Below are 20,663 nucleotides of genomic sequence, written 5' to 3' on the forward strand. Positions count from 1 at the left end.
AGAAGGTCCGTGGGTTCCCCCACCTGTGCCCCCAAATGCGCTCGGCTTCCCTGGGACGCTCTGAAACAGCGTGCACAAAAAACCCCGCATTTCGCGGGGTTTTTTACTGTTTTTGGGTTGTCCTGCCACCGCTTGAAACTGCCATGTGGTGCCGCTTACCCGAATCGAACGGATGACCTACTGTTTACAAGACAGTTGCTCTACCAACTGAGCTAAAGCGGCATGGGTGGTTCACCGGCGGCAGCGCCGCGGTCCGGGGATTCTAGCGCAACCGCGTGCATTCCAGCGACCGGCTCTGTGCCGCCCCGCTGCGCTGCTGGGCCTGGGCCGGCTGCGTGCCCGCCGCCAGTTGTCCTTCCAGCCACCATTGGCCGGCGTCGCCGCTGGCCACCAGGCGCGGCTGGAAGCCGGCGGCCTGCACCGCTGCCATGCGGCGCTCGGCGCCTTCGCGATTGCGGTACTGGCCCAGCGCCACGGCGTTGGCCTCCTCCCCCTGGCTGATAATGTAGTAGTCGCTCAGGCCGGCGGCGACGATACGTTTCACGGTGGCCTGCGCTTCATCACGGTTGGCGGCGGCCGGCAGCATCACGCGGTAACGGGCGCTGCCGCTGGCAGCGGGCTGTTCGCGCAGGCGCACCTGGCTGAGCAGCGTGCCGGCCTTGCCTTGCGCACCGGTCGCGGCAGCGCGGTCGGCGAACGGGCCCAGCGCGACGCAGCGCGGCGGCTCGGCGGCCGCGGGCGGGGTTACGGGCTTTTCCGGTGCCGGAACGGGTGCAGGCGGTGTTGCCGGCTTGGCGGCGGCAGCAACCGGCGTAGCGTCAGCCGTCTGCGGCTTGGAAACTTCCGGCTTGGCCGGCACGGCCGGCGCGGGTGCAGGCGTCGCAGCCACTGCGGTCTTCGCGGCCGGTTCGCGCTCCATCAGCGGTGCGGTCGGGGCGGCGGCGGTGGCCTCGGCTGCGGCATTGGCATCCGCGCCACCGGGCACCCAGCGCAGCTCGGCGACGCCAGCCGGTTGCGGTGCAGGCGCAGGCGGCTGCGGTGCATCGCGCAGCAGCCACCAGCAGGCGACGCCAAGATTGAGAACGGCCAGTACGACGATCAGGGCACGGGTCAGCATGCGCGGATACTAGCCTGCGGGCTGGTGCACCGCCCAGCGGGCGAGGCCATCCAGCACCAGCGAGGGGTGGTAGTCGGCACCCGGCAGCAACGGCATCAGTGCCGGTGCGCCGCCACCGTGCACCAGCAGCGAGGGCGCTACGCCCAGCAGCGCGTGCGCCTGCTGCGCACTGCGTTCAATCAGCGCCACCGCAGCGCCATCGCAACCGGAGGCCAGCGCATCGGCGGTGTCGTTGGCGAACTCGCTGTAGTCGCCGCCGGCAGCCGGCAGCTGCACGGCGCGGGCGTGCAGCGCTTCGCGCATGGTCGTGGGCGACGCGGAGATGCGGCCACCGTGGTGCTGGCCGTCGGCGTCGAGCAGGTCAATCGTCAGCGCGGTGCCCACGCCGACCACCAGCACCGGGCGCTGTGCCTTTGCGGCAGCCAGCAGGGCCAGGAAGCGGTCGACGCCGAACTTTTCCGGCTTGGCGTAGGCAATGCGCACACCGGCGCATTCGGCGCTGGTGCGCACCACGTGCACGTTTTCGAAGCGGCGTTGCAGCTGGTCCAGCATGGCGCTGGTCAGCGAGGGTGCGGCCACGCTGGCCACGAACGCGGTGGTACCGCTGGGCAGGCTGTGCGGCGGCTGCCTGGCCATCCCTTCGGCGCCATGCGCCCAAGCCTGCACGTCACCGGCACGGTCACCCTGCAACGGCGCGAACTTGAAGCGCGAGTTGCCGAGGTCGAACAACCAATCGCTCATGCTGCCCTCACGCTGACTTCGCCGGCGTGCAGCAGGCGCTCCTGGCCATCGATGCGCACGCGCAATGCGCCGTCATCGGCCAGGCCAAGCGCGGTACCGTGCTGCCACTGCCCGTCCAGTTCCACGCGTACTTCGCGGCCGGCCAGCATGTCGAAGGCGGCGTAGCGCGGCAGGAACGGAGCGAGGCCTTCGCGATCGAATTCCTCCAGCGCCGGCAGCAGACGGGCCAGCACGGCGGCAACGACCACGTTGCGGTCCACCGGCTTGCCGGCCAGGGTGTCCAGGTCCACCCACGGCTGGCTGATCTGCTCGGCGAACGACGGCGGCATGTGCGTGTTGATGCCGATGCCGATCACCGCGCGCGCCGGGCCGGCGTATTCGCCACCGCCTTCTGCGAGCAGGCCGACCAGCTTGCGCTTGCCATCGACGATCAGGTCGTTCGGCCACTTCAGCTGTGCCTGGGCATAGCCCAGGTCGTGCAGCGCTTCAGCCACGGCGATGCCGGCCACCAGGCTCAGCCCGGCCAGGCGGCCGAGGCCACCGGAGTACAGGCGCAGCACCGACAGGTAGATATGCGCGGCCAGCGGCGAGGCCCAGGTGCGGCCACGACGGCCACGGCCACCGGTCTGGCGTTCGGCCAGCAGCACGCTGACCCCGCGCTGGGGCGCGCTGCACCGCAGCAATTCAGCGTTGGTGGAGTCCACCGTCCAGGCCACCTGCAGGTCGTGCAGCAGCGGCAGGACCCCGGCCGGCAGGCCAGCACGGATCGCCGCCGGGTCCAGCAGGTCAACCGGGCGGGTCAGGCCATAGCCCTCGCCGGCACGGCCCTCGACATCCACACCGGCGGCCCTAAGCCCTTGAATACGCTTCCAAATAGCCGCCCGGGTCTGGCCCAGCTCACGGGCCAGGGCGTCGCCGGACAGGCGACCGGCAGCGAGTTTGGCCAGCAATTGGCGATCGTCCACGGCAGCTTCCACGAAGTCAGGCAGGAATTATGCGGGAAAGCCGCCAGCGACGCCCGCCACGCTGGGTTCCGCGGGGGCTTCCAACGGGGCGCCGGGTTCGAGCTAGAATCGGGAACTCACCCTCCCTTAACGTGGATGTCGTCAATGCGCCGTTATGCCCATTGCCTGATCCTGCTGATGATGCCCTTCGCGGCGTCTGCGACGGCAGCGCTGGACGACAGCCGCGGCGCCTGCGTGTCCTCCAACGGTGATGCCGCCTCGCAGCGCGCGCCGACCGCGACTGCCTCGGCTGCGACCACCAAGCCGGCACCGGTACGCCCTGCGGCCAGCAGTGCCACCAGCACCGGGGGCGGCGGCAGCGACGATGACGTGCTGCAGCGCATCCGTGCGCCGAAGTGGCACAGCTACCTGCCGGGAATGTTCCGCTGATCAAGTCGTTGCTGCAGTGGCTGCGGCCTACGCCGCGGCCGATCGACGATGCACTGTGGGAACACGCCTGCCGCCGCGCGGCCTGGCTGCACGGACTGGACGACGAACGCCGCGCGCGCCTGCGCGTACTGGCCACGCGCTTCCTGCACGAGAAGACCATCACCCCGATCGGTGAGCTGCAGCTGCAGGCCGGTGACGGCGTGCTGCTGGCCGCGCTGTGCTGCCTGCCGCTGCTGGCGTTCGGTGAGGTGGGGCTGGAGGGCTGGTCGCAGCTGATCGTCTACCCCGATGCCTTCCGCGTGCACCGCAGCCACATGGACGCGGCTGGCGTGCTGCACGAGTGGGATGACGAGCTGATCGGCGAGTCGTGGGACAGCGGTCCGTTGATCCTGTCCTGGGCCGATGTGCAGGCCGACCTGGCGGCGCCGCACGAGGGCTACTGCGTGGCGGTGCACGAGATGGTGCACAAGCTGGATGCGCTCGATGGTGCGATGGATGGTACGCCGCCGCTGCCGCGCGAATGGCAGCGCGAGTGGGCCGCCACGTTCCAGCGCGCCTACGACGCGTTCTGTGCGCAGGTGGACGCAGGCGAAGAGACGCTGATCGATCCGTATGCGGCCGAGGCGCCGGAAGAGTTCTTCGCGGTGGCCAGCGAGTACCACTTCTCGGCACCGGATCTGCTGCAGCAGGCGTTGCCGGAGGTGACGGCGCAGCTGCGACGGTTCTACGGCGAGCCGCCCAGGATCGCAATGCGGTAGTGCCGGCCGCTGGCCGGCAACCCCATGATCTTCGATGGCATTGCTTGGTTGCCGGCCAGCGGCCAGCACTACCGATCAACGAGGCTTACGGCCCTGGCGGCAGGCGCACTTCGAAGCGGGCGCCGCCCAGTTCGGCCGAACGGCCCACGGTCAGTTCGCCGCGGTAATCCTTGATCAGGTCCTGCACGATCGACAGGCCGATGCCGTGGCCCTGCACGCGCTCGTCGCCACGCACGCCACGCTGCAGCACCTTGCCGATGTCGTCCGGGGCAATGCCCGGGCCGTCGTCATCCACCGCCAGCAGCAGGCCGGCGCGGCGCGCGTTCGGGGCCGGCAGCGGCTGCGCGGTCAGCAGCACGCGGCGGTTGGCCCACTTGAAGGCGTTCTCCAGCAGGTTGCCGAGCAGTTCCTGCAGGTCGCCCGGTTCGCCGTGGAAGCGCGCTGCCGGATCGATGTCGAACTCGCACAGCACGCCCTTGGAGGCGTAGACCTTCTCCAGGCCACGCACGATTTCCTCGGCGTTGGACTCGATCGGCAGCGGCGCGGAGAACAGCTTGTGGCCCGACGAGGCCGCGCGTGCCAGCTGGTACGAAACCAGGTTGTTCATGCGCTGCAGCTGCACGTCCAGTTCCTCACGCAGCGCGCCGTCGCCGGCACCACTGTCCATCTGCGTGCGCAACACGGCAATCGGCGTTTTCAGGCTGTGCGCCAGGTCGGCCAGGGTGTTGCGCTGGCGCTCGAGGTTCTCGCGCTCGCTTTCGATGAAGGCGTTGATGCTGTCGGTCAGCGGTTCCAGCTCGCGCGGGTGGCGCTCGCTCATGCGCTCGGTCTCGCCGCGCTGCACCTTGGTCAACTCGGTGATCACCCGGCGCAACGGGCGCAGGCTCCACTGCAGGATGACGGTCTGCAGCAGCAGCAGGATCAGGCCGATGCCGCCGAGGTAGAACCAGACGCGGCCACGGAACACGCGCAGCTGGGCACCCAGCGCGCGCGAGTCTTCCATCACATAGATGGTGTACGGGAATTCGGTGGCGGGGTCGGCATCGGCGCCCCACACCAGGCCCAGGCCATAGCGGTACACCGAGCCCTGGCTGCCGTCGATCTGGATCATCGGCAGCGGGCCTTCGAACACTTCCTGGCGCGGTGCCAGCAGGCCGCCGCCCACGGTGGGCAGCATCGGGCCTTCAGCGGACATCGAATTGCCCTTGCCGTGCGGCATCACCACCTGCAGGTACAGGCCACTGCCGGGCACGTCGAAGCGGGAATCCGGCGGCTGCTCGCGGATGTACAGCGAGCGGTCGCGGGTGAAGTCGATGCCGGCCGCGTAGGAGGTGGCGTAGTTCTTCAGGCGCTCGCGCAGGTTTGCCTTCGCCGTATCGGCGAAGGCGGCGTCGAGCGCGTAACCGGCCAGGGCCAGGAACGCCACCAGGCCCACGGACGCGGCGAGCATCTGGCGCGCCTGCAGTGAGCGCGGCCGCCAGCGTCGGAAGAACCACAGACGGCCGGACATCGTGTTATCGCCAGGGTGAGCCGGCTCAGCCCTCGTTGCGCGGGATCGCGAAACGGTAGCCGCGACCGCGCACGGTCTCGATCGGCTTCAGTTCGCCATCCGGGTCCAGCTTCTTGCGCAGGCGGCCGATGAACACTTCCAGCACGTTCGAGTCGCGGTCGAAGTCCTGCTGGTAGATGTGCTCGGTGAGGTCGGCCTTGGAGACCAGTTCACCGGCATGCATCATCAGGTACTCCAGCACCTTGTACTCGTAGCTGGTCAGGTCGACATTGCTGCCGGCCACGCTGACGGTCTGGGCGGCGAGGTCCAATGCGACCGGGCCGCATTCCAGGGTCGGCTTGCTCCAGCCGGCGGCGCGGCGCAGCAACGCGTTGACGCGGGCCAGCAGCTCTTCGACGTGGAATGGCTTGACCAGGTAATCGTCGGCACCCTGCTTCAGGCCCTCGACCTTGTCCTGCCAGCTCGAACGCGCGGTCAGGATCAGCACCGGGAACTTCTTGCCTTCATCACGCAGGGCCTTGATCAGCTCCATGCCCGACATCTTGGGCAGGCCGAGGTCGATGATGCCGACATCGAACGGAACTTCGCGCCCCATGTAGAGGCCTTCCTCGCCGTCCTGCGCAGCATCGACGGCAAAGCCTTCGCGCTTGAGCCGGGCTGCCAGGGTCTCACGCAGCGGGGCTTCGTCTTCGACCAGAAGGATACGCATGAACTCTCCCTAGTGTCCTGGGTGTGGCCCGGAGGCCTGTGGGGTACGGGTTGATAGCGACAACTATCCCTGTTCAGGGGTTATCGCCGCGTAGTGATGACATATCCGACCGCGGCGTGCGCGGCTGTGAACGCGACGGGGCGGGGTCGTCCATGTAGCGGACCCGGCCCCGGTCGTCCATGTACTTCACCCGGTTGATATCACGACCATCGAACGGCACGCGCTCGGCACCGAGGATGTGACCACCCGTGGTGCGCTGCACGCGGCGCACGGCATCGGACAGCGAACGCTCGTCGCCACGGTTGCCGCGCTCGCCCCGCTCCATCATCTCCGCACGCCCCTGCTCACCCCGCGGCGGCTGCTGTGCCAGCGCCGACGACAGCGGCACGGCCGACAGGACCACGCAGGTGGCCAGGGCAATGCGGCGATGGAAGGGAGCGGAAGACATCGATGCGATCCTAGCCGAGCACGGCGATTCGTTCAAAAGTCGTAAATCCGGATGCCGGGTTCGGGGCCCGGCGCTTTACAAATCCTTTGCAAATTCTTGGTTTGGGGCAGTGAATCCGGTCTGAACTTTTCCGGCCGCGACCCCGCGATGTTCAGCTAGGTGAACATTCGGAACGAATCGCCGCGCCTTGTCAAGTCAGGAATGTGACAGCGGTCACGCTGCGGCGCGATCAGCGTCGCGTTCGGTCGCGGCAAGCGCCTGCTCGACCAGGCTCCAATCGGCGCCCGGGCGGTGTGCGCCCTCGCTCAGCACCTGGCGGAATGCGCGGCCACCGGGCTGGCCATGGAACAGGCCGAGCAGGTGGCGGGTGATGTGCTTCAGCGCCAGGCCTTCGCCCAGGCGCGCTTCCACGTAGGGGCGCAGCGCGCGCAGCAGGTCGCCGCGGGCCTGCAGCGGGGCGCCGGTCTGCAGCGCCTCCAGCTGATGCAGCAGGTAGGGGTCGTGGTAGGCCGCGCGGCCCAGCATCACGCCATCGACGTGCGCGGCCTGCGCCTGCACCGCCTCGACGCTGGCCAGGCCGCCGTTGAGCACCACCGGCAGCGCCGGGCGCTCCTGCTTCAGGCGGTACGCCCAGTCGTACTTCAGCGGCGGAACCTCGCGGTTCTCCTTCGGCGACAGGCCCTTCAGCCACGCGTTGCGCGCGTGCACCACCACCATCGCGGCACCTGCGGCGACCTGGCGGTCGACGAAGGCGGCGAACACGTCGTAGTCGTTGTCCTCGTCCACGCCCAGGCGGCACTTCACCGTCACCGGGATCTCGACGGCATCGACCATCGCCGCCACGCACTCGGCCACGAGCATCGGCTCGCGCATCAGGCAGGCGCCGAAGCGCCCGGCCTGCACGCGGTCGGACGGGCAGCCGCAGTTGAGGTTGACCTCGTCGTAGCCCCAGTCGGCAGCGATGCGCGCAGCCTGCGCCAGCAGCGCGGGATCGCTGCCCCCCAGCTGCAGCGCCAGCGGCTGTTCGCTGCGGTCGAAGCCGAGCAGGCGCTCGCGATCGCCGTGGATGACCGCGTTGGCGTGCACCATTTCCGTGTACAGGCGCACACCCGGTGCCAGCACGCGATGGAACACGCGGCAATGGCGATCGGTCCAGTCCATCATGGGGGCAACGGACAGGCGCAGGGAATCGGCGTAACGGGCGGTGGCGGACGGCATCGGGGTGTTGATCGCGGAGACTGGCATTGCCAGTGAGATCAATAGTTTACACCGGACGGCTGAATGGCGGCGGGTGGCTCCGGGGCTGGCCGCTCGACCGGCCCCGGGGACACCGCGTGGCTTACAACCCGCGGTTGCGAACCTGTTCCTGCTGCTGTTCCTGCGCACGCTGGTTGAACTGACTGTCCAGCGCTTCGCTCTGCCGGCTGCTGGCCTCGACCGAGTGCGACACCGCCTGCTGGCGGTCGACGAAGGTCCGCTGCGCTGCCGGGTCACCCAGCTCGCCCTGCACCGCGAACAGGCCGGTGCCGTCCGGGCGGGCCACGACATGGTCGATCTGGCGCATGCCGGACACCTTGCTTTCGTAGGCCAGCTGGCCAGCCGCTCGTTCGGCTTCCTGCGGGTTGGCGAACAGCGGCTTCAGGCCGGCCTGGGCGCGCTGCTGTTCGAGCGCCTGCAGCTTCTCCAAAGCCTGGCCGAAGCGCGCGTTGTCGGCATGCCCGGCGTCGCGCATGCTGGCCGGCGCTGCAGGTTCGGCCTGGGCCGGTGCCGCCGGCGCGATACCGGCCTTCACCGCGTTGGGCGCATCCACCTGCGCCAGGGTCCTGCGGCCGGCCTTGCCATCGTCGTCCAGGCCATTGTTGGCCTGGAACTGCTTGACCGCTGCAAAGGTGTCCTTGCCATACACGCCATCGGCGTGCAGCGGCTTGCCGTCGGCCCCGGCGTAGCCCAGCGCCGCCAGCTTGCCCTGCAGGGCCTTGACCTCATCGCCGCGCTCGCCCTGCTTCAGCACGCCATCGGCCATCGGCGCCTGCTGTGCACTGCGTGCGGCCTGCGCGGCCTCGGGGCCCTGCGCGTGGACCTTGCCGCCCAGGGTGATGCGGTCGTTGAGGATGTCGCCCAGATAGCGACGGTACTGGTCCGGCTCAACTTCGATGTGCGCGTGCACCGCACCCGGCGAGCCCACGTCCGACTGCCGCACCAGCGGCGCACCGTATTCGACGAAATCCCCGGTCTTGTACGGAATGGACCCGCGCGCGCCGTGCAGCACTTGGCCCACCAGCTCGCGGCGCGCATCGCCCACCGGATGGCTGTAGATGCTGATGGAGTTGGTGCCGTCGTTGTTGAGCTTGACGTAGCCGGCGACCGGACTGGGAACCATCAGATTGCGCCCGCCTGACCGGTCGGTCAGGATCAGGTCCTTCTGCACCAGCGGGATGTTGTTGACGTCGCCACGCCGGCGCACGGCCTCCAGCTCGCCCTCGACCATCTCCGCGCTACGGTCGACCCGGCTGGCATCGCCCGCGCGAACGGCAGCTGCGTTGGTGTTGGGGTGGTGGATCTTCAGTTCGCGGAACGCTTCTTCGCCACTGATGCCGTGGCGCAGGATGCGGTTGCTGCCGCCGTTGCCGAACGGCTCCACCACCGAGATGCGCTCGCCGCCGGGTGCAGCGGCTGCGGCTGGCCCGCTGTGGCGTTCGGGCGCAGGTGCCGCGGCCGGTGCAGCAGGCGCAGCGGGTGCGGCCGGTGTCGGCGTTGCAGGGCGGTGCTGTGCCGCTTCGGCCTCGATCGCACTGCGCGTGCCGGCGTCGGCCATGCCGGTGGCCGGCAGATGGTGCTGCTGCTGGAAGGTGTTGAGGGCGTGCTGGCTCCCCGCCCCCAGGTAACCATCTGCGGTAATCGCTTTGCCCCGTGCATCGGTCAGCCCCAACGCCGCCATGTCAGCCTGCAGCGCGCGCGCCTCGCGGTCGATCGCGCCCAGCGTTGCCGGACCGGCCTTGCCATCCACCGGGGTCAGGCCATGATCGCGCTGGAAGGCTTCGACGGCCTGCCGGGTAGTGGCATCGAACTGTCGGTCGGGATGGATGGCCTGCGCGCCTGCGCCGCCATAGCCCAGTGTGTGCAGGTTGTGTTCCAGCTTTTCCACCGCGCGGCCGCTGGAGCCTTCCTTCAGGACCTGCGGACCACCGCCACCGTGTCCGTGCGCACGCGCCTGTTGCAGCGCGACCTGGATATCCGGGTCGCTGCCTTCGGTGGCGGGCGCGAAATCGCGGCGCCCCACCTTCAGGTGCGCGCGATCCATTTCGGCGGAGTGCTGCGCATAGGCATCTTCATACCCGGCAGCGACATCGGCAGCAGCCAACCCGGCATAGGAAGGAGTGCGCTGGCGGATCGCGGTGGCCTGGTCGCGCAGATCCTGGTAGTCCCCGCCGCGCTTGAGCACCGCCTCGAGGCCATCCAACCGGCCCGGCAGCTGGTTGGCGGTCTTGGCGATCAGCGCGATGGCCTCGAAGCGCTTGTCCTCGGCAATGCCGCTGCCATGCTTGTCCAGCATGGTCATGGCGATATTGGTGGCATTGCGCACCTGCGGGTAATCGATGTGCGTGTGGATCCACTGCTTGCCTTCCGCCGAACCGGCCCAGGCATTGATGCTGTCGCGCGTCGGCGCATCGATGAAGCGGATGGATGAGCGCTTTCCCTCGCCATTGCCGTGGCTGAGCAGATCCGCACGCAGGTCGGCGCGATCATGCGTGAAGGGCAGGTTGTGTGCCTTGGCGTAGGCGCTGGCCTGGTCGATGACCCCATCGACATACGTCGTCTCGCCCGGCTTCAGTTTGCGCTCTCCGGTCGCGCCCAGCGGCCACTCGCCACGTTGGCCGAAATCCACCTGGATGGTGCCCAGCGAATAGCCGCTGTTGTCCCTCACCGCGCTGACGGTGCCCCATTGCGGCTCGTTCAGATGCTTGGTGATGCCGGCAATGCTGAGGTGGTACGACGACCCACCACCTTCGGTGCCGCGTCCGACAGCAAAGAACACCGCGCCGGCAGTGGCGTCCAGGTTACGGGTGTCAATATTGTTTGGCATGTCTCACTTCCTTGTCCGTGGAGGAATGACCGGGTGCAGTTGCCTGCTGGCGACGGTGGATCAGGGCGACAGCACGCGCGTGTGCAGCTCGACGGCGCGGTTGGCATACCGGTTGATGCGGCACGACTGTGCATCCAGCATCGACCCCACATGGTCACTGGCAGGCGCGCAGCGCTTGTCGGTGTCTTCAACCCAGTTGGCCTGCTCGTCCATCCAGCGGTCCTTGGCCGGGCCATCGGGACTGTCCATCAGTCGCGCAACCTGTACTTCCAGCAGCGCCTTGTGATGGGCGAGCTCGGCCGTATCGCAGGCTTCCAACTGGTCGTCCATGCCGCGGGCGTCCTGCACGCAACGGGTGTATTCCGGACGCAGCGCTGCCTGGGTATACGAGGTATCCGGCGGCGCGCTCTGCGCCAGCAGCTGGTCGGCACGGTTGGCAACACGGTACAGGCGGCATTCCTGCGCGCCCTGCAGCTGCTGCACGCTGCTGTTGGGGACATCGCGGCAATAACGGTCTGTATCGCTGCGCCAGCTCGCCTGGGTGGCCTGGAATGCCGTCCGGGCAGCGCCGTCGAGTCCGGCCAGCGCCTTGCTGGCCGCCGCTTCGAGACGCCCTTCCTGGTAGGCGAGTTCGTCCTTGCCGCAGGCCTGGAGCTTGCCTGCATCTTCCACCCCATCCACACACCAGCCATAGGCTGGGCGCAGGCGACCGTCGGTATAGGACGCATCCGGGTAGTGGAGGGAATCTGCCGATGCCGGGCCGGAAGGGGCTGTCGGCGATGCCGCAGCAATCGACGCGGGGGCCGCCGTTTCGGTCGATGCCTGGGAAGAAGGCGCCTGGCATGCGGTGAGCGCCAGGCACAGGGCCAGCACCTTCCAATACCCATGGCCGACGCCGACCCGTTCGTTGCGCCCAAGCGCGTCCATTGCCTGCATTGCCTGTTTCTCCCTTGCGTGTCGCCAGCGGGTGCCGGCAGGGAGGGGCCGTCCATCGCCCCCCATCACGCGGGCAATGCTACGACAGTGACGGTTTCAGGTGCCTGACTGGATTCAGAATGCGTGCACGTCGTCTCAGACGCGGACGCTGGAACCTCAATGCCCGCCTCCGCGCCCGCCTACCTGTTCGATCAACGTCTGGCTGGCCGCATTCAGGCCCACCACCGTCACCCCCGCCCCATGCGCGGCCAGCTTTTCCTGCGCGCGTTCCAGCGCGGCCACCGCCGTCAGATCCCACAGATGGGCATCACGCAGGTCGATCTGCACCTTCGGCGCCACATGCTGGTAGTCGAACGCGGCGCCCAGCTGGCCGGCGGACGCGAAGAACACCTGCCCGCGTACGCGGTAGACCTGCGTGTCTGCGACATCCTCGCGCTGCACATCCAGCATGCGGCCAACCTTGCGCGCGAAGAACAGCGCCGACAACAGCACGCCACTGAGCACGCCCTTGGCCAGGTCGTGGGTGGCCACGGTGACCACCACGGTCAGCAGCATCACGGCCGAGGAACTGCGCGGATGCGTGCGCAGGTCGCGCAGCGAGCGCCAGCTGAAGGTGCCGATGCTGACCATGATCATCACCGCCACCAGAGCGGCCATCGGGATCTGCCGCACCAGGTCGCTGCCGTACACCACCAGCACCAGCAGCAGCACGCCGGCCACCAGGCAGGACAGGCGGCCACGGCCACCGGACGTCACGTTGATGACCGACTGGCCGATCATCGCGCAGCAGGCCATGCCGCCGAGGAAACCGGTGACCGTATTCGCCACGCCCTGGCCGACGCATTCGCGGTTGCGCTCGCTGGCGTCTCGGTGATGTCCTCGACGATCTGCAGGGTCATCATCGATTCGAGCAGGCCGACCATCCTGAGCCGGGCGGGCCGGCTGCCGATGTGCGGCAAGGGTCAGGGTGGCGTGATCACTGCAGTGCGTCGTCGAGGAGCGTAGGAGGGGCGCAGTCTAGTCCCTGGCGGCTCAAATGGCCGCCTGCACGGGCCTGCTTCAGGCTAGTAGGTGTGTGCGGCAATCAGGAAGTTCGGCAACTGCCCCGTGAAACTCTGGTAGGAAGCGCCGCTCAACGAACGTTGACGGTTCTCTCTACGCCTGCAGTAGTTCAATCGCACCTGCGAAGCATTTGGAGTATTGATGTACGGCTGATAGCGCATGTTGCCGCGAATGGTCGGGCCACTTCCGTAGTAGGCGTAGATGTCATGGCACAGTCCAATGTCGGACATCAGATAGGCGAGATTCTCACCAGGACCGTTGAACAGTGGCCCTTGCCTCACATTGTCGGTGGACATCTCGGTAAAGCCTGGAACACTTCCACCCGATTTATCGACCAAACCAGCGATGCGCAGTGGACGGTTTGACATATCCCACTGGATGGATCCGTCGGCGTTGTAGACCTGCATGCCTGTACTTCCACTGTTGACCGCCCGCCCCCATGCCCACCACTCGAAGCTGGTGGTCCCTTGCCCCATGCTCCAGTAAAAGCCATTCAGCGCTGACATCACCTGTGCGGATCCGCCATTGCAGCGGATGAACACCAGGTACGGCACGCTCTGTGCGGGAAGGCTTACAAACCCGCTCGCGCCATAGGCGGACGTATTGCTTGCAATGGACTGCGTGCCCTTGGCTATCGAAAAGAAGACGAAGGAATGTGCGTTCACAAGAACCGGAACGCCGCTGTCATTGGTGACTTCAAGACCAACAGACATCAGAAGACTCCGTAGTAGATGGAAGCAGTCGGGTTGGCAATCGGCGAGAACGTGAACTGCATCCGCAATGTATTGCCGCCGTCGACAAACGACATGTACCCAAGCGCAGGCGCGGAAAACTGATTGCCATTCTGGTCCTGCCAACTGTCGGAGCCAGGGCTGGGCAGGATGGCAAATGGCTCACCCAGGCCGGCCAGGCCCACGCTGCTGGACGAGCTTCCAACGACCGAGAGAGTGCCCATGATCTTGCCGGCACGATCATTGGTGTCGAACCACATCTGCCCATCCGGGCCGAATATCTGCATACCTGTTGCCATTACCAGATCCCCATGCGGACGCGGACGCGGCCGTTGCTGTCGTAAACGTGGATGACACTGTCATTGATGGTCAGGCGGCCGCCGTTCTCGGGGCCGTTCATCGTCAGCGTGCCGTTCTTGTCGAGCCTCCATCGCGGTTGCCCGCCGGCACCAACCGCATTGGACTGGATCACGTCGCCGATCATGGCGTTCTGGATCCAGCCGTTGCCGATCAGTGCCTGGCTGATGAAGGTCTGCCCGCCCTGCACCACGAAGGGCGCACTGACCTGCCCGCTGTTGGTGTTGATCAGCGCGAAGCGATCAGCCTGCATCAGGATCTGGCTCTGATAGCTGCCATCTGGCTGCTGCTCCACGCCCAGACCCATGCCGGCCATGTAGATCTGCCCGGCGCTGGTGATCTGCGCCTTGACCGTATAGGTCGCGCTGACCTTGCCATCCAGGTTGACCACGGCCTGCGAGACCTGCTGGACCGCGGCGCTGACGCCCTCGATCTTGCCTGGAACACCTTCGATGGACGCTTCGACCGTGTCCACGCGCTTGGCCAGTGCCGCGTCCTTCTCGGCCATCACGCTGTAGACGGTGATGGCACCGGCGCTGACATCGTTCTCGCCGACGTTGTAGTCCTCCTCGCCGGCAGTGTGGTCGCTGACCTGGGCGAACAGGCCGTCGACCTTCTGCCCCTGCGCAGCCACCTTGCCATCGACGTCGGTCACGTCCATTTCCAGCTGGTCGACACGGCCGACGATGGCACCCGCCTCGGCGATCGCGTCGCCGATGTTCTTCCAGTGGCTGCCCGGCGGCGTCTCGTTGCCTGCAGCGGCGCCCTGCCAGCTCCAGATCCTGCCGTCGTGGATGACGGTCTGCCCTGGGCTGTAGGTTGCCTCGGCATCCCAGACCAGCGGCAGCACTTCGGTGACGCGCTCGATCTTGCCCTTCAACTGTTGGCCCAGCGCGCTTTCGTTGATGCGGCCGGCGAAATAGGCGTCGTAGTCCGATGGGTTGCTGCTGGACTCGCCCAGAACACCCATCTCCACCGGATGCCACGGACCCACGTTGCCGCTGCGATCGACCAGGCGCCCCCAGAACCAGAAGCGTGCGCCCGCCGCGAGACCGTTCATCTGGTGCCGCGACTGTGGATAGGCGAAGTCGCCAAGCTTGATGGCCGCTGCGCGATCCGGGCTGGTGCTGTACCAGAGCTCCGTGCGTTCGGTATCCGTGGCGCCTGCCGGGAATTGCCAGCCCAGCTCGATGCCGAACACCCTGCTGCGCGCGGTCAGCGAGGTCAATGCCGGTGGCGGCGTCGTCTTGCCTTCAATGGTGGTGAGCGCGCTGAGCGTCGGCTGCGACACCGCGCCCAGCGCATTGACCGCGCGTACGCGGGCCAGATACTCGCCTGCGTAGACGCCCCGCACTTCCAGGCTTTGCGTCCCGACGCGACCAGCGCGGACCCAGTTGAGATCGCCACGGCGCCATTCCACGTCATAACCGATCGCCTTGTCTGCAGCATCCCACTCGATCGTGAGCACGGAGGTAGCGATGCCCTGGTCGACCACCACATGCGAGGCCATCCGCACGTTGGCCGGTGCCGGCTGCACGCTGGGCGGGATGATGCTGATCGGCGGCTGTTCCAGGCGCGTGCCATCGTCGATGGCGGCGTACTTGCCCGGCACGTGCTTGAGCGCGGTGATCTGATAGGTCAGGTCCTCGCCTTCGCTGATCGACAGCACGCGATAGTGCTGCAGGGCCAGCTCCGGCGATTCCAATGCCCAGACCGACTGCGCCACCGGCACCGCCGACCACGGCGCGGTGACGGTCACCGTCTCGCCGTCCACCGACTGCACCGTGCGTGCTTCGGTCTGCCCGCTGGGCAGGGTGGCACGCAGGGTGTCACCGACCGCGATCTGTTCCGGCATGCGGTCCAGCACCAGGCTGCGCGTGCCCGCACTACGGATGCGGCCCGCATTGCGGCGGCCGGCGCGGTTCGGGTCGGCCACCTGGATCACATCACCGGGCATGCAGCCCAGCGCATCCAGGCCCACCGAGAAGCTGATCGTCTCGGTTTCCAGCATCTCGGTATGCAGGATGTGGTTGCCCACGCGCTGCGCCTGCGAACGCGAGTGGCAGCCCACCGCCGTCACTTCGGTCTGGTTGATGCCGTAGCGGGCCACGCCAGGCAGGTGCTGCACAACTTCGACCTTCTGCCGGCCGAAGTCGTCCGGATCGATCCACGACACCAGGGCCACCGTGTGCCGCGCCGTGCGGCTGCTGCCGGCATAGTGGAAACGCCCTTCGATGACGTTGGCCTGGCTGTAGGTCAGCACCGGGTCCTTGGGCATGTCGGCCGAGGCCATCACCTGCCCCGCCGCATAGAAGCTGATGCCGCGGAACATGGTGGCGATGTCCTGCAGCACGCGGTAGGCCTCGGCGCGGGTCTGCAGATACAGGCTGCAGGTGAAGCGCGGCTCCTTGCCGCCCTGGCCATCGCTGACCAGTTCATCGCAGTAGCGCGCGATCTGGTACAGCCGCCACTTGTCCACCCAGTCCAGCGGAACACGATGGCCCAGGCCGAAGCGATCGTTGGTGACGATGTCGAAGAACACCCAGGCCGGATTGTTGGTCCAGCCACTCTTGAAGGTACCGTCCCACACACCGCTGTAGAGACGGCTGAGCGGATCGTAGTTGGAGGGGATGCGTACGATGCGGCCCCACAGCTGGTAGGACCGGGTGGGAATGTTCTGGAACTGGCTGGCATCAACCTGCACCGCCGCCAGCGCACAGTTCGGATAGCGCAGCTTGGCATCGATGATCTCGGTCATCGACAGCACGTTGATGGTATCGGCGATAGTGCTGCTGTTGGCGTTGGCGGTCAGCCGGCGGATGCGCACCTGCCACTGGCTGCCGGCAGGCAGATCGATGCGGCGGCTGCGCTCGTACTGGCTGGTGGTCTTGCCACTGAAGGCATCGGTCAGCACGGTGCTGAACGGGCCGCCGTCGGTGGACAGATCCACCGCGTACATGATCCGGTAGCCTTCGGTATCACCGTTCTCGGTGTTCGTCTTCTGCAACGCCGGCACCGCAAAGCGGATACGGACGGCTGACAGATCGGCACCCGATACGGTGCGCACCACCGGCGCATCGCTGCGCAGCTCGACGTTGACCCCGACTTCGTTCTCGATGGAGGGGAAGCCGCTGATGTGGTCCTGGTCCTGGGTGCCGGAACGCGTCTGCACGTCCACGCCGGAGAAGTTCAGCGTGCCGTCCGGATTCTCGATCGGCACCTGGTCCAGGTAGATCGACTGCTTGCCGGCGACCAGGCCACGGATCTCGCCCTCGCTGGCGAGGTCGATGATGCGGGCCACCGCCATCGAGTGCAGGCTGTCGGCGGTTTCGACCGGGGTTCGGGCGTTGCTCGCGCCCTTCTTGGCACCCGCCAGCACTGGCGTGGCTGCGCCACGCGTGCGCGGCGTGGGATGAGTGGTCTGATTCAAAACTGGTCCTCCGCCAGGATGCCGCCGCTGATCACGGCCGAGCCGATGAACATGCCCTTGGTGTCATGGCCGCCATAGGCGACCGGCACGGGGTTGCCTTGCGCCTGCGTGTTGACGGTGCCGTTCATGCTGTAGCTGGGCGCGTTTTCGGGTGTGTCTTTGGCACCCAGCCCTTTTGGCTGGGGGGAGAGCATCTGGGCGACGCCACCGACCACCATGCCCACACCCATCTGGATGAATCCGGTACCGGATCCACCGGCCGCAATGTTCATGTAGACGCCAACAACAATCAAAACAACGCCCATGATCGTCTGCAGAATGCCTCCCCGCTTGCTGCCCACCAGCACCGGCGCAATACGGATGTCATCCTGTCCCGGCGGGTCGTGCAGCTGATCCCGCGACAGGTTCTGCCGCCCGTTGAACACGGCAAACTCCATGCCCTTGGCCTTTGCGCCCATCAGGTACTGCTGGAATCCTGGCAGCATCGTGCACAGCGCATGCACCGCCTCGGCCGGGCTGTTCACCGCCAGCCGGAACCTGCGCCCAAAGCGCGCACCCAGCTTGCCGTACAGGCGGATCGTACGAAGACGGTCAGTCATGGCGCACCTCGCGATGGCGGACGATGCAACGGGTGCGCTCGGCCCACATGCCGCCGTACGGTACGGTCTCGGACAGGCGGCCATGCAGGTGATGCAGCATCTGCCCGTCGCCGAGGTAGATGCCCGCGTGGTTGGTGACCGGCGAACGGATCTGCATCAGGATCATGTCGCCCCGCTGCGGCTCGCCCTCGATCAGGTCGAAGCCCTCGGCGTGCAGCCGTTCAAGGCTGTACAGGTCCTGGCCGTGGCTCCACCAGTCGTCCTGGCGTTCGTACTCGGACAGCGGGATGCCCAGTTCGCGTGCGTGGAAATCGCGGACCAGGCTGTAGCAGTCCAGCACACCGTGGGCGAACTGGCGACCGACCAACGGTGCCATGTAGCCCGTGGGATGCAGGGTCTGCAGATCACCGCACAGCGGTGCCTCGCCTGTTACCTGGCCGACGCTGACGATGTGCCAGGTCAGCCCGCTGCGCTCGCACATGACCCGATCGGCGTCGGACGGCGTTGCGGCGGCATCGGGATGGCTGTGCACCAGGGCCAGCACCTCGCCCTTGTCCTCGGCCACGGCATAGTCCTCAGCGGGCAGGCGGAAATGCTCGCTGGGCGTGGCGGCCACGTTGCGGCAGGGAAGATAGCGTTCGTGGCCTTCAATGGCCACGATCAGCCCGCAGCATTCGCGCGGGTACTCGGCCACGGCGTGCGCCTGGATGGCCTGCAGGGTTGTCGGTTGCATGTTTCACCCATGAAAAAGGCCCGCGCGGGCGGGCCTGGAAAGTGGAATCGGGAGGGGATCGATCAGGAGCGCAACAGGCCCGCGGCGGGGAAGCCGCCATAGGGCAGCGGCTTGTCCTGGCCGAAGCGCAGCTTGCAGCTGCGTACCCGACCGCCGCACTGGTCACGCGCCGGATCATCGGTGGCGACGTCGTCGCTGTCGGCCACCGCTGGACCGTTGTAGCCACAGTACGCGCCGCGATAGCCGCCACGCACCAGCCAGCCACACATGCCGGCGATGATCTGCCTGCCCGGCAGCTGCTGCCCATTGAGATCGATCGCGGTGGTCAGCTCGAACTCGACCATCTGCTTGTCCTCACCGATCTTGCGCTCGATGAACCAGACTTCATCAGGGAAGTGCTCGCCAGGATCCGCGCTGGGATTGCCTTCCTCGAAGTTGGCGGCATCCAGGTACTTGGCCAGTGTCTGCCGGCGGATGATGCGGGCACCGACCAGGTCATCGAACAACAGGCACATGGCGGTGATGCGGCCATCGATGTTGCTCACGCGCAGGCGCGGGTTCGGCGGCTGGTCGCTGGTGCGCTCGAAGCCGCTGGCCTCGATCGGCCAGGGGCCATATTCCTGGCCCTGCCACCAGATGAGGCCACTCTGCAGGTGCGCGTGGAAGAAGAGCTTGTCGGCGCCGAAACTGCTGGCGTCGAGTTCATAGACGGTGATGCGGCCACCCGGCTCAAGCTGCTGGGCATCGGCGGTGATCATGGGGTGTTCTCCTGTGCGGCATTGGGAAGAGGAGGTGGTACGGGGTACCGTTCCTGGCCGCACGGCACGATGACGTGGTGGCCTGGGCGCAGCGAGGCAGTGGTGGTGAAGCAGGCGTGCTTTGGCGCCTGCGGAGCGGGGGTTGTCATGGCTCAGAGCTCCGCATCGGCCTGGACCAGCACCTGCGAGGTGGTCGACCACACCACCACCGCGCCCCAGAGCTGCATGTTGTTCGGCATCGAGGCGATGACTGCCGCGTCAACCGTGGACTGCCAGCTGGGCGCTCCGCCGTCGAAGTTGACCAGGTTGCCGGCATTGCCGAAGCCCACCAGGTTCAGCGCGGTGGACGGCGAGGAGATTCTGGGTGCTGAGCGTTTGCGCACCTTGAACGGGATGAACGCTCGCGTGTCGCCGTTGGCGGTGTAGGTGATGCCGATGATCCGGTTTACATCCACCGTCTCGTAGTAGCGCTGGCACAACAGCAGCTCCAGTGCTTCGGACCGGCGGTCGAAGTCGGTGGCGGTATCGCCTTCTTCGATCTGCACTTCGGCCAGTTGCACGCTGCCGCTCTTCTGCCCGGCGGCGAACGCGCGGCCGCCGAAATCGGCACCTGCGTCCAGCCAGAAGCCCAGTTGCAGGTAGCTGTCCGGGCCCAGCGTCTTGCCGGCAAGACCGGGAACTTCCACGGTGACCTGGTGCCATCGCCACAGCGTATCGAGCACGACCGAGGCGCCGATGCTGTCGCGCGCGGTAGACCCACCCGTTCCGTAGGACTGCTGCAGCTCCACGCCGATGCGGAAGTCGTCCACCGAGGCGCGCGCCTTGAAACTGATCGTGACGGTGCGCCCGGCCAGTGTCCGGACATCCTCGATGCGCTGTTGGACCAGCGCCATGTTGCCGGCACCGGCAACGCTCTGCACCTCCAGCCGAAGCAGGTGGCGCGACCCAGCCAGCAGGCGCCCTCCCTGGCCGCCGCCTGGAGGCACATCCTCGCGTGAGGCAGCCACCCTGGTGCCGATGGCATTGATCGCCCAGCGGTCAGCGATGTAGCGAGAGCCCGTGGATGCAGGGAACACTGCACCGCGCTGCCAGAACCGGAAGTCGCCGTTGATGAGCGGGTTCCTTCCGGCCATGCGGCCTTCCAGATGCATGAGCGCCGATTGCGCGTCGTCCAGACCAGCGTAGATCTCGGCGAAGTTGTCGTTGATCTTGGTGAATGCCGGTCGCTGGGTCTCACCCCGCTTGCCGTTGGGCTGGACGGTGTCCAGGTCGATGATTCTTCGTGTCATGTGCAGT

Annotated in this window: 18 protein-coding genes, 1 tRNA gene and 1 pseudogene; 2 read left to right on the forward strand and 18 right to left on the reverse strand. The window is 67.0% G+C overall.

Features of this window, described 5'->3' with window-relative positions; all coding sequences use genetic code 11:
* Nucleotides 1–146: 146 nt before the first annotated feature.
* The 4 genes from J3A72_RS00480 to birA all read right to left on the reverse strand — a co-directional run bounded on the left by J3A72_RS00480 (nt 147) and on the right by birA (nt 2,823).
* A tRNA-Thr gene (locus tag J3A72_RS00480) sits at nt 147–222 on the reverse strand.
* 40 nt (nt 223–262) lie between these two features.
* Complete coding sequence (locus J3A72_RS00485; RefSeq protein ID WP_075076392.1) at nt 263–1,117, reverse strand: SPOR domain-containing protein; 855 nt, start codon at nt 1,115–1,117, stop codon at nt 263–265.
* A gap of 9 nt (nt 1,118–1,126) precedes the next feature.
* Nucleotides 1,127–1,858, reverse strand: a complete 732-nt coding sequence (locus J3A72_RS00490; protein WP_053494627.1) for a type III pantothenate kinase — start codon at nt 1,856–1,858, stop codon at nt 1,127–1,129.
* Nucleotides 1,855–2,823, reverse strand: coding sequence for a bifunctional biotin--[acetyl-CoA-carboxylase] ligase/biotin operon repressor BirA (birA, locus tag J3A72_RS00495; protein WP_014645623.1), 969 nt, complete (start codon nt 2,821–2,823; stop codon nt 1,855–1,857). Before birA ends, J3A72_RS00490 begins: the two co-directional genes overlap by 4 nt.
* A gap of 144 nt (nt 2,824–2,967) precedes the next feature.
* Between birA and J3A72_RS00500 the strand changes: the two genes are divergently transcribed.
* Together J3A72_RS00500 and J3A72_RS00505 are read left to right on the forward strand one after the other, a co-directional pair.
* Nucleotides 2,968–3,252 carry a hypothetical protein gene (locus J3A72_RS00500; protein ID WP_014645622.1) on the forward strand — a complete coding sequence of 95 codons (285 nt, stop codon included), beginning with the start codon at nt 2,968–2,970 and terminating at the stop codon, nt 3,250–3,252.
* Nucleotides 3,219–4,010 (forward strand): M90 family metallopeptidase, encoded by a 792-nt coding sequence (locus J3A72_RS00505; RefSeq protein ID WP_014645621.1) that lies wholly within the window; start codon nt 3,219–3,221, stop codon nt 4,008–4,010. Before J3A72_RS00500 ends, J3A72_RS00505 begins: the two co-directional genes overlap by 34 nt.
* Before the next feature lie 85 nt (nt 4,011–4,095).
* On the opposite strand, the gene J3A72_RS00510 is transcribed toward J3A72_RS00505, so the two are convergent.
* The 14 genes and pseudogenes from J3A72_RS00510 to J3A72_RS00575 all read right to left on the reverse strand — a co-directional run bounded on the left by J3A72_RS00510 (nt 4,096) and on the right by J3A72_RS00575 (nt 20,656).
* Nucleotides 4,096–5,520, reverse strand: coding sequence for a sensor histidine kinase (locus tag J3A72_RS00510; protein WP_014645620.1), 1,425 nt, complete (start codon nt 5,518–5,520; stop codon nt 4,096–4,098).
* Between the two features lie 25 nt (nt 5,521–5,545).
* Nucleotides 5,546–6,229, reverse strand: coding sequence for a response regulator transcription factor (locus J3A72_RS00515; protein WP_004136763.1), 684 nt, complete (start codon nt 6,227–6,229; stop codon nt 5,546–5,548).
* 73 nt (nt 6,230–6,302) lie between these two features.
* On the reverse strand, nt 6,303–6,677 hold the full coding sequence (locus J3A72_RS00520) for a hypothetical protein (protein ID WP_014645619.1): 375 nt from the start codon (nt 6,675–6,677) through the stop codon (nt 6,303–6,305).
* Nucleotides 6,678–6,890: 213 nt separating this feature from the next.
* Nucleotides 6,891–7,922 (reverse strand): tRNA dihydrouridine(20/20a) synthase DusA, encoded by a 1,032-nt coding sequence (gene dusA / locus J3A72_RS00525; protein WP_075076393.1) that lies wholly within the window; start codon nt 7,920–7,922, stop codon nt 6,891–6,893.
* Nucleotides 7,923–8,016: 94 nt separating this feature from the next.
* On the reverse strand, nt 8,017–10,761 hold the full coding sequence (locus J3A72_RS00530) for a peptidoglycan-binding protein (RefSeq protein ID WP_080469287.1): 2,745 nt from the start codon (nt 10,759–10,761) through the stop codon (nt 8,017–8,019).
* Between the two features lie 60 nt (nt 10,762–10,821).
* Nucleotides 10,822–11,697, reverse strand: coding sequence for a lysozyme inhibitor LprI family protein (locus tag J3A72_RS00535; protein WP_172617724.1), 876 nt, complete (start codon nt 11,695–11,697; stop codon nt 10,822–10,824).
* Nucleotides 11,698–11,853: 156 nt separating this feature from the next.
* Nucleotides 11,854–12,626: pseudogene (locus J3A72_RS00540) on the reverse strand (SulP family inorganic anion transporter); the annotation flags it as partial.
* A gap of 135 nt (nt 12,627–12,761) precedes the next feature.
* Nucleotides 12,762–13,472 carry a hypothetical protein gene (locus J3A72_RS00545; protein ID WP_041862971.1) on the reverse strand — a complete coding sequence of 237 codons (711 nt, stop codon included), beginning with the start codon at nt 13,470–13,472 and terminating at the stop codon, nt 12,762–12,764.
* Nucleotides 13,472–13,789 carry a hypothetical protein gene (locus J3A72_RS00550; protein WP_041862969.1) on the reverse strand — a complete coding sequence of 106 codons (318 nt, stop codon included), beginning with the start codon at nt 13,787–13,789 and terminating at the stop codon, nt 13,472–13,474. Before J3A72_RS00550 ends, J3A72_RS00545 begins: the two co-directional genes overlap by 1 nt.
* Nucleotides 13,789–17,277 carry a host specificity protein J gene (locus J3A72_RS00555; protein WP_075076394.1) on the reverse strand — a complete coding sequence of 1,163 codons (3,489 nt, stop codon included), beginning with the start codon at nt 17,275–17,277 and terminating at the stop codon, nt 13,789–13,791. The genes J3A72_RS00550 and J3A72_RS00555 overlap by 1 nt, the downstream gene beginning before the upstream one ends.
* Nucleotides 17,274–17,876 carry a tail assembly protein gene (locus J3A72_RS00560; RefSeq protein ID WP_049441827.1) on the reverse strand — a complete coding sequence of 201 codons (603 nt, stop codon included), beginning with the start codon at nt 17,874–17,876 and terminating at the stop codon, nt 17,274–17,276. Before J3A72_RS00560 ends, J3A72_RS00555 begins: the two co-directional genes overlap by 4 nt.
* Entirely contained in the window at nt 17,869–18,609 is a 741-nt protein-coding gene (locus tag J3A72_RS00565; protein ID WP_014645609.1) for a C40 family peptidase, read from the reverse strand. Before J3A72_RS00565 ends, J3A72_RS00560 begins: the two co-directional genes overlap by 8 nt.
* Before the next feature lie 62 nt (nt 18,610–18,671).
* Entirely contained in the window at nt 18,672–19,367 is a 696-nt protein-coding gene (locus tag J3A72_RS00570) for a phage minor tail protein L (RefSeq protein WP_014645608.1), read from the reverse strand.
* Between the two features lie 152 nt (nt 19,368–19,519).
* Nucleotides 19,520–20,656, reverse strand: a complete 1,137-nt coding sequence (locus J3A72_RS00575; protein WP_075076395.1) for a hypothetical protein — start codon at nt 20,654–20,656, stop codon at nt 19,520–19,522.
* Nucleotides 20,657–20,663 lie beyond the last annotated feature (7 nt).

Source organism: Stenotrophomonas sp. PvP093 (assembly GCF_017876915.1).
GTDB lineage: Bacteria > Pseudomonadota > Gammaproteobacteria > Xanthomonadales > Xanthomonadaceae > Stenotrophomonas > Stenotrophomonas muris.